General features: G+C 54.4%; 5 protein-coding genes. 3 read left to right on the top strand and 2 right to left on the bottom strand.

Features of this window, described 5'->3' with window-relative positions:
- Positions 1–109 precede the first annotated feature (109 nt).
- Positions 110–1,087, bottom strand: a complete 978-nt coding sequence (locus WKK33_RS05980) for a polyprenyl synthetase family protein (RefSeq protein WP_215759278.1) — start codon at positions 1,085–1,087, stop codon at positions 110–112.
- A gap of 89 nt (positions 1,088–1,176) precedes the next feature.
- Between WKK33_RS05980 and polA the strand changes: the two genes are divergently transcribed.
- The 3 genes from polA (at position 1,177) to lgt (ending at position 6,389) form a co-directional block, all read left to right on the top strand.
- On the top strand, positions 1,177–3,939 hold the full coding sequence (gene polA / locus WKK33_RS05975; protein WP_337568590.1) for a DNA polymerase I: 2,763 nt from the start codon (positions 1,177–1,179) through the stop codon (positions 3,937–3,939).
- A gap of 443 nt (positions 3,940–4,382) precedes the next feature.
- Entirely contained in the window at positions 4,383–5,486 is a 1,104-nt protein-coding gene (gene ychF, locus WKK33_RS05970; RefSeq protein WP_337568588.1) for a redox-regulated ATPase YchF, read from the top strand.
- Positions 5,487–5,522: 36 nt separating this feature from the next.
- On the top strand, positions 5,523–6,389 hold the full coding sequence (gene lgt, locus WKK33_RS05965; RefSeq protein ID WP_337569377.1) for a prolipoprotein diacylglyceryl transferase: 867 nt from the start codon (positions 5,523–5,525) through the stop codon (positions 6,387–6,389).
- A 336-nt stretch (positions 6,390–6,725) separates the two neighbouring features.
- Here lgt and mutS read toward each other — a convergent pair whose 3' ends face one another.
- Positions 6,726–9,395, bottom strand: coding sequence for a DNA mismatch repair protein MutS (gene mutS, locus WKK33_RS05960; protein ID WP_337569374.1), 2,670 nt, complete (start codon positions 9,393–9,395; stop codon positions 6,726–6,728).
- Positions 9,396–9,496: the final 101 nt, after the last annotated feature.

Below are 9,496 nucleotides of genomic sequence, written 5' to 3'. Positions count from 1 at the left end.
GAAAGTTCGGGCTTTGTGATATTTTAAAAGAGGGTGTGAATTTTGACACACCCCCCACTGTCAAAGGGTTATAATAGTCTGAGTTGTAAGCGTATATAGTAAAGGCTTATTATTTCTCACGTTCAATCACGAAGTCGAGATAAGCACGCAAACTGCTCTTCAGGTCTTCGTCTTCCACCTCGCGCTCAATGAATGTAAGCGCCTCTGCGTGCATCTCCCACATGCGTCGCTCAGCATATTCTATGCCGCCATGCTCCTTGGTGAACGCCACCAGGCGAGCTATCTCTTCCTTGCTCACCGATCCGTTCTTCACTTTATAGGCAATGGCCAGCATCTCCTCGTTGTGCGTACTGTTCAACGCATAGATGGCGGGTAGCGTCAACTTACCCTCGGCCATATCGTTGCCGGTGGGCTTGCCTATACGCGACTGGTCGTAATAGTCGAAGATGTCGTCACGAATTTGGAAGATCATACCAAGGTTTCGGCCAAACATCTTGGCGTTTTCTATCTCCTCCTCAGGGGCGCCACCACTCAAGGTGCCAATGGCGCAGCAAGCCTCGAAGAGCGCGGCGGTCTTCTGCCTAATAACCTGATAGTAAGACTCTTCCGATATATCGCGTGCATGGATATTCGACAACTGTAAGATCTCGCCATTCGAGAGCGTACGCCCCAGTTCGGCCAGGTATCTCACGATGGTTTCGTTGTGTGTATAGCTAATGTGGAGCAGCGCGGTGGAGAGGATATAGTCGCCCACAAGCACCGCTACCTTGTTGTCGTACAACTGGTTGACCGACTGCTGTCCGCGTCGCTCACCGCTCTCGTCGACCACATCATCGTGGACGAGCGATGCCGTGTGGAGCAACTCCAAACCTACGGCGGCGTGCAATGTAACGTCCGACACGCGACCCACGCTCTTAGCCATGAGCAGGATAAGCATCGGGCGCATGCGCTTGCCCGCGCGCTGACGAATATGGTCGAGCGCCTGACTGAGCATGCCGTCGGTGTGAGACAGAGAACGATTGAAAAGCTCAACGAAATCGGTCAACTCCGACAAGATGGGGTGTTTTATGACTGATAGGTAATCCATGCCTCTAATGAAATTTGCTACAAAAGTAACTATTTTATCGGATAATATGGCTAAAATTTAGTAATTTTACCGTGAAAATAAATATTATTATGGAGAAACTGTTCCTCTTTGACGCATACGCCATCATCTTCCGTTCCTACTATGCCTTCATCAGCAGGCCCACCATCAACTCGAAGGGCCTCAACACCTCGGCCATCCTGGGGTTCTGCAACACGCTGAAGGAGATTCTCGACAAGGAGAAGCCCACCTACCTGGGGGTGGCCTTCGACCACGGAAAGACGTTCCGGCACGAGGCTTTCCCACCCTACAAGGCTCAACGACAGGAGACGCCAGAAGACATCAAGCTGTCGGTGCCTTACATCAAGCAGGTGTTGGAGGCCATGAACATACCTGTTTTGCAAGCCGACGGCTTCGAGGCCGACGACGTGATTGGCACGCTCGCCACGGAGGCGGGCCGACAAGGCATCGACACCTATATGCTCACGCCCGACAAGGACTATGGTCAGCTCATCGGACCCAACGTCAAGATGTTCCGACCCCGTCATGGTGGCGGCTACGATGTCATCGGCGAGAAAGAGGTGGCGGCCAAGTATGGCATTGCCAGCGCCAGCCAGGTGGTGGATCTCCTGGCGCTCATGGGCGACGCGTCCGACAACTATCTCGGTTGCCCGGGTGTCGGCGAGAAGACGGCTGTGAAACTCATCAACCAGTTTGGCAACACCGAAGAGCTCATCAGCCATACCGACCAACTCAAGGGTAAGATGCGCGAGAAGGTGGAAGGGGCCATCAACGATATCAAGATGGCAAAATACCTCGCCACCATCCGCACCGATGTGCCCATCGCCCTCAACCTCGAAGAAATGCGCGTCACACCACCTAACGAGCAAAAACTGCGCGCACTGTTCGATGAGCTCGAGTTTAAGCGTATGACGGAACGGTTTCTTAACAAACCTGAAATTAAGCAAAAAACTGCAAACATACAGCTCGATTTATTTGCCGCAAATCCGACCAACGGGGCAGACGAGCCAAAAAAATCGCTCTATTCGAGCCTTAAAACAACCTCTCACAAGTATCAACTTATTGATAATAAGCAAGAAGCGGTCGAATTATATGACTTTTTAAGGACAAAAAAAAATCTCAGTCTAGACACGGAAACCACATCCACCAACGCCATTGAGGCCGAATTGGTGGGATTGAGTTTTGCCGTGACCGAAAACGAGGCCTACTACGTGGCCATCCCCGCCAATCGCCAAGAGGCGCTCGAATACGTCGACATCTTCAAGCCGCTCTATGAGGACCCGGAGATTTTGAAGATCGGACAGAACATCAAATACGACTACATGGTGCTGCGCAACTATGGAGTCGATCTACAAGGCCGCATGTTCGACACCATGCTCGCCCACTATGTCATTCAGCCCGAGCTGCAACACAACATGGACTACATGGCCGAGACGCTGCTCAACTACCAGACGGTTCACATCGAGGAGCTCATCGGGCCGAAGGGTAAGAACCAAAAGAACATGCGCGACCTATCGCCCCAAGAGGTCTACGAGTATGCGGCGGAGGACGCCGACATAACGCTCCGACTGAAAAACGTGCTCGAGCCCCGTCTGAAAGAGGTGGGGGCCGAGCGTCTGTTCTGGGATATCGAGATGCCATTGGTGAAGGTCCTGGCCGACATGGAGCTCAATGGCGTGCGCCTCGACACCCAACAGCTGAAGCTCACGCAGCAAACCTTCACCGAACGCATGAACGACTACGAGCGCCATGCTTACGAGGAGGCGGGCGAAACGTTCAACATCGCATCGCCCAAGCAGGTGGGCGACATACTCTTCGGAAAGATGCAACTCCTGGAAAAGCCCAAGCGCACAAAGACCGGACAGTATGTCACCTCCGAGGAAGTGCTGCAACAGTTGCGCGGCAAGGCACCTATCGTCGACGACATACTCAACTATCGCGGCATGAAAAAATTGTTGGGAACCTACGTGGAGGCCCTGCCCAAGCTTATCAACAAGCGAACCGGACACATACACACGTCGTTCAACCAAGCCATCACCGCCACGGGACGACTGTCATCGTCGGATCCCAACCTGCAAAACATCCCTGTTCGCGACGACGATGGTAAGGAGATACGCAAGTGTTTCATACCCGATGAGGGATGCCGATGGTTCTCTGCCGACTACAGTCAGATCGAACTGCGCATCATGGCCCACCTTTCGGCCGACGAGAACATGACCGAGGCCTTCCGCGAGGGCTTCGACATACACCGCGCCACCGCCGCAAAGATATGGAAAGAGAGCATGGATCAGGTTAGCGACAGTCAGCGCAAGAAGGCCAAGCAGGCCAACTTCGGCATCATCTATGGCATAACCGCCTTCGGCCTGTCGCAACGCATGGACATCCCCACGGGAGAGGCGCGAAAGCTCATCGACGACTATTTCGAAACCTTCCCCAAGGTACACCAGTACATGGAGGACGCCAAGCGCATGGCCCGCGAGAAGGGTTACGCTGAGACCCTATACGGGCGACGCCGCTATCTGCCCGACATCAACTCACACAACGGAACCGTTCGCGGCTTCGCCGAGCGCAACGCCATCAACGCCCCCATACAGGGCACGGAAGCCGACATCATCAAGCTGGCCATGATACGCATCTGGAAGCGTTTCAAGGACGAGGGCATCCGCTCCAAGATGACACTACAAGTACACGACGAACTCAACTTCTCGGTCTACCCCAACGAGGCCGAAAAGGTGGAGCGCATCGTCTTGGAAGAGATGCAAGGCGCCGCCAAGCTCAACGTGCCGCTCACCGCCGACGCCGGCTGGGGCGACAACTGGCTGGAGGCCCACTAACACGCATGGCACCACAAAGTAGCTTACGACATATAACATCGCGGAGCAGACTGTACCACACACTACACTACGTTATATAAGAGAAAATGGTCCGACAAGCCACACGTCATCTCACACGATATAACACAAGGCAACCTGCTCTGCAACAAGGCATTTCACGAGATATAACAGGAGCTAACCCATCTGTCTACAGAATAGCTCACACAATATAACGTTATACATATTGTGGCACCATAAGTCATATTACGCGATATAATATCACCACACAAGATGCATGATGTTATATCGCGTAATGGTTTGTGGAACAGACAAACAAGGTGAAAATAAGCAAAATAAAGCCCTGCACAAGGAGAAAGGCCGGAAAAATTCGTAACTTTGCACCTTAGAATAAATATAAATGGCAAGCCGCAACAACAAAGCGGCAATCAATAAAGCAACAAATTATGGCATTAAAATGTGGTATTGTGGGATTGCCCAACGTGGGAAAGTCCACTCTCTTCAACTGCCTGTCGAGCGCCAAGGCGCAGGCGGCCAATTTCCCTTTCTGCACCATCGAACCCAACCTGGGCGTCATCACTGTGCCCGATGAGCGACTCACCGAACTGGCAGAGATCGTTCACCCGGGTCGCATCGTACCGGCCACCTGTGAGATTGTAGACATCGCCGGACTGGTGAAAGGCGCAAGCAAGGGCGAGGGACTGGGCAACAAGTTCCTCGGCAACATTCGCGAGTGCGACGCCATCATACACGTCATCCGCTGCTTCGACGACGACAACGTGGTGCGCGAGGGTGGCGCCCCAGTAGACCCCATCGCCGACAAGGAGATCATCGACACCGAGCTGCAGCTCAAGGACCTCGAGACCATCGAGGGACAGATGGTCAAGCAAGAGAAGATGGCTGCCGCTGGTAACAAGGACGCCAAGGTCATGGTGAACGTGCTGCGCGCCTATAAGGAGGTGCTCGACAAGGGTATGAACGCCCGAGCCGTAACCTTCGACGACAAGGAGGAGCAGCAAGCCGCCCACGACTTGTTCCTCTTGACCACCAAGCCCGTGCTCTACGTGTGCAATGTGGATGAGACCAGCGCCAAGGAAGGCAACCAGTACAGCCGCCTCATCGAGGAGATCGCCAAACAGGAGGGCGCCGAGGCCATGGTGATCGCCGCCAAGACCGAGGAGGACATCGCATCGCTCGACACCTACGAGGACAAGAAGCTCTTCCTCGACGAGCTCGGATTGGAAGAGAGCGGCGTAAACCGACTCATCAAGAAGGCCTACAACCTGCTCAACCTGCAGACGTTCATCACAGCCGGTGAGATGGAGGTGAAGGCATGGACCTTCCACAAGGGATGGAAAGCACCCCAGTGCGCCGGTGTCATCCACACCGATTTCGAGAAGGGATTCATCCGCGCCGAGGTCATCAAGTACGACGATTACATGAAGTATAAGACCGAGGCTGCCGTGCGCGACGCCGGTCTCCTGCACATCGAGGGCAAGGAGTATGTGGTGCAAGATGGCGACATCATGCACTTCCGCTTCAACGTCTAAACCGCCGAAGGCATCATCTGGTAAAACAATAGCACCATGCTTTACATTTATTGGAACCCCAGCGAAATCATCTTCCACATCGGAAGTTTTGGCGTGAGGTGGTATGCCACATGCTGGCTCATCGGTCTGGCGCTCGGATACCTGCTCATGCAACGCATCTATCGCGAGGAGAAGATACCCGACCAGAAGTTCGACCCGCTCTTCTTCTATATCTTCATAGGCATACTGGCGGGCGCCCGACTGGGTCATTGCCTGTTCTACCAGCCCGACTATTTCCTCTCGTCGGTCGACCATTTCATAGAGATGCTCATCCCCATGCATCATGGATCCGACGGCGCTTGGCACTACACGGGTTACGCCGGACTGGCCTCGCACGGCGGAGTGCTGGGCATGTTCATCGCTATCTGGCTCTACTGCCGAAACACGAAGGTGCCTGGCTGGGTAGTGTTAGACAACTTTGGTGTGGTGTCGGGCATCGCGGCGGCATTCATCCGAATAGGAAACCTCATGAACTCGGAGATTATCGGCAACGTGACCAATGTGCCCTGGGCCTTTATCTTCGAGCGTGTAGACCCCTATCCTCGCCATCCCGGACAGTTGTATGAGGCCATAGCCTACTTCGTCATCTTCGCCATCATCCTCACGGTTTACCGCAAGCATCGCGAGAAGGTGGGCACAGGTCTCTTTTTCGGACTCTGTCTGACGCTCATCTTCACGTTCCGCTTCTTCATCGAATACACCAAGGATATACAGGTCGACTTCGAGGCGGGCATGCTCTTCGACATGGGACAGTTGCTCTCCATACCGTTCATCGCCATCGGATTGTTCTGCATCTTCTGCAAGAAGGGCATGGCCAAACTGGGCGCCAAACCGCTGAGCGAGAGCCTCAAGGCACTGAAGTAAACACCACGGGCCACGTAGGGCACACGCCAACCATTGGTCTTTCGCCCTACAAAGCCACACCAACAACATAGGAAAAAGCCTCTCAAGGAACGCTTTCTTGCCCACCAAGGTCAAAAGACCGGCAAGAAAAACATCCTTGAGAGGCTTTTTCCGTATAACAACATGGAGGCGAGAGAGCGTAGATTGTCAGAACATTCGCAATAATCGCTCCTGTCTCCACTCGCCATTTACCACATTATCCCTTTAGGTATTAGAGCGCAAATCGCAGACAACAATCCCTGCCGCCCCTACCCTAACGGTTCTTGCCCATAGCGATCCTCAGGATTTGTCCTCACGTCACTGGCTCTTACCCGTAACGATCTTCTTGATTTCATTGAGCTTATTGAGCGCCTCTACAGGCGTAAGGTTATTGATGTCGAGTCCGAGTATCTCGTCTCGCACCTGCGAAAGCACAGGATCGTCGAGTTGGAAGATGCTCATCTGCATGCCCTCGCGACTATCAGCCAGTCGCTCGGTGTTGGGTTTGCCTGCCGATCCCACCGATGCGTTGTCGGCCTCAAGCTGCTTCAGGATGACCTGCGAGCGCTTCACAATGCTGCGCGGCATACCCGCTATCTCAGCCACATGGATACCAAACGAGTGCTCTGAACCACCACGCACCAACTTACGGAGGAAGATAACCTTACCGTCGACCTCCTTCACCGACACGTTGTAGTTCTTGATGCGCGGGAAGTTCTTCTCCATCTCGTTGAGCTCGTGGTAGTGGGTGGCGAAAAGCGTGCGTGCGCGGGCCTTCGGATGCTCATGCAGATACTCCACAATGGCCCACGCTATGGATATGCCATCATAGGTAGAGGTGCCTCGTCCGAGCTCATCGAAGAGCACCAACGAGCGCGGCGACACGTTGTTAAGGATGTCGGCGGCCTCAGTCATCTCCACCATGAAGGTCGATTCGCCCAGCGAAAGGTTGTCGCTGGCTCCCACGCGGGTGAATATCTTGTCCACCAACCCTATTTTAGCGCGCTCTGCGGGCACGAAGCACCCAATCTGGGCCAGCAGCACGATGAGGGCCGTTTGGCGCAACAGAGCCGATTTACCGGCCATATTGGGACCCGTGATCATCATCACTTGCTGCTTCTCGGTGTCGAGGTAAACATCGTTGGGCACATATCGCTCGCCCAAGGGCATCTGCGTCTCGATAACCGGATGGCGCCCCTGAAGTATGTCGATCACGTCGCCCTCGTCCACTTCCGGGCGCACATAGAGGTTATCCTCCGACACCTTGGCGAAGCCCAGGAGGCAATCGATGTGCGCCAAGAGGTTGGCATTGATCTGTATCTGTGGGATAAACTCCTGCATGGCGACAATCAGTTCTGAGTAGAGACGGGCCTCAAGGTCGAGTATCTTCTCGTCGGCACCCAGTATCTTCTCCTCATATTCCTTGAGCTCAGGCGTGATGTAACGCTCGGCCTGTGCCAGCGTTTGCTTACGAATCCACGTCTCAGGCACCTTATCCTTAAACGTGTTGCGCACCTCCAGGTAATAGCCAAACACATTGTTGAAGCCCACCTTGAGCGAGGTGATGCCTGTCTTCTCGGCCTCATCCTGTTGAATATGCAACAGGTAGTCCTTGCCGTTGCGCGAGATGGAGCGCAGGTCATCGAGCTCCGGACTGTAGCCATGGGCAATAACGTTGCCCTTGTTGACCAGCAACGGTGGGTCGGGCTGTATCTCCTTCTCGATGCGGTCGCGCAGGCTCTCACAGAGGTTGAGCTGCTCGCCCAGTCGGCGCAGACTGGCATTTTCGGCGTAGAGACAGGCCGTCTTGATGGGTTGGACGGCCATGAGGGCATGCTTCAGTTGCACCACCTCACGCGGCGACACCCTTCCCACGGCCACCTTCGATATGATGCGCTCGAGGTCGCCCACGCGATGGAGCTGTTCGTCGACCAGATGGCGGAAGTCAGGTTGCTTGAAGAAATAGTCCACCACATCCTGCCGGTCGGCTATCTGCCGCACATCCTTCAGCGGAAACACCATCCATCGGCGCAGCAATCGGCCTCCCATGGGGGTCACGGTGCGGTCGATGACACCCAGGAGCGACGTTCCGTCGTCCTGCATGGGCTGCAACAGCTCCAGCGAGCGGATGGTGAACTTGTCGAGGCGCACGTATTTTTCCTCCTCCAAACGCTTCAACGAGGTGATGTGGTTGATATGGGTGTGCTGCGTAATTTCGAGGTATTGCATGATGGCGCCTGCGGCAATGACGCCATCCTTCAGGTAATCCACACCAAAGCCCTTGAGATTCTTGGTGCCGAAATGCTTGAGCAGTTTCTGCCGAGCCGACTGGTCGGTGAACACCCAGTCGTCGAGTTCGAACACGCAATAGCGCGTACCGAAATAGCGCTCAAAATCGGCCTTGCGATCGCGGTCGTAAAGCACCTCCTTGGGTGAGAAGTTGCCAAGGAGCTTCTCCACATAATCGTAGGAGCCCTGCCCCGTGAGAAACTCGCCCGTGGATATGTCGAGGAAGCTCACTCCGCACGATGTTTTGCCAAAATGGACGGCTGCAAGGAAGTTGTTCTCCTTGTAATTGAGCACATTGTCGCTCATGGCCACACCCGGTGTGACCAGTTCTGTGATGCCGCGCTTCACCATTTTGTCCATCTCGGTCAGTCCTTTCTTTCCCTTAATGGCCTCGCGTTTCTTCTTGGGATCCTCCAGTTGGTCGCAGATGGCCACTCGCTTGCCCGCCCTGATGAGCTTGGGCAGATAGGTGTCGAGGGCGTGATGGGGGAATCCGGCCATCTCGGAGCCTACCGAAGCGCCATTGTTTCGCTTGGTCAGCGTGATGCCGAGTATGCGCGATGCCTCAATGGCGTCGTCGCAATAGGTCTCGTAGAAGTCGCCGCAGCGAAACAGCATGAGTGCGTCGGGATGCTTGGCCTTCAGCGAGAAAAACTGTCGCATCATGGGGGTTAAGCCCTTATCTTTGGTTGTTGACATAGTTGTTGTTATTCGAGGGTTATGGCATTCTGGTGCCATGGGGGTGTTATTGTTTGTTGAACGAATAGATGGCTCGTGGCCGATGGGCATGACTTGGGGAA

Origin of the sequence: Hallella sp. (genome assembly GCF_037460745.1) — a bacterium.
Taxonomy (GTDB): Bacteria; Bacteroidota; Bacteroidia; order Bacteroidales; family Bacteroidaceae; genus Prevotella; species Prevotella faecis.
The sequence above is the reverse complement of the archived record's forward strand: the minus strand, read 5'-3'. Positions and strand labels throughout refer to the sequence as shown.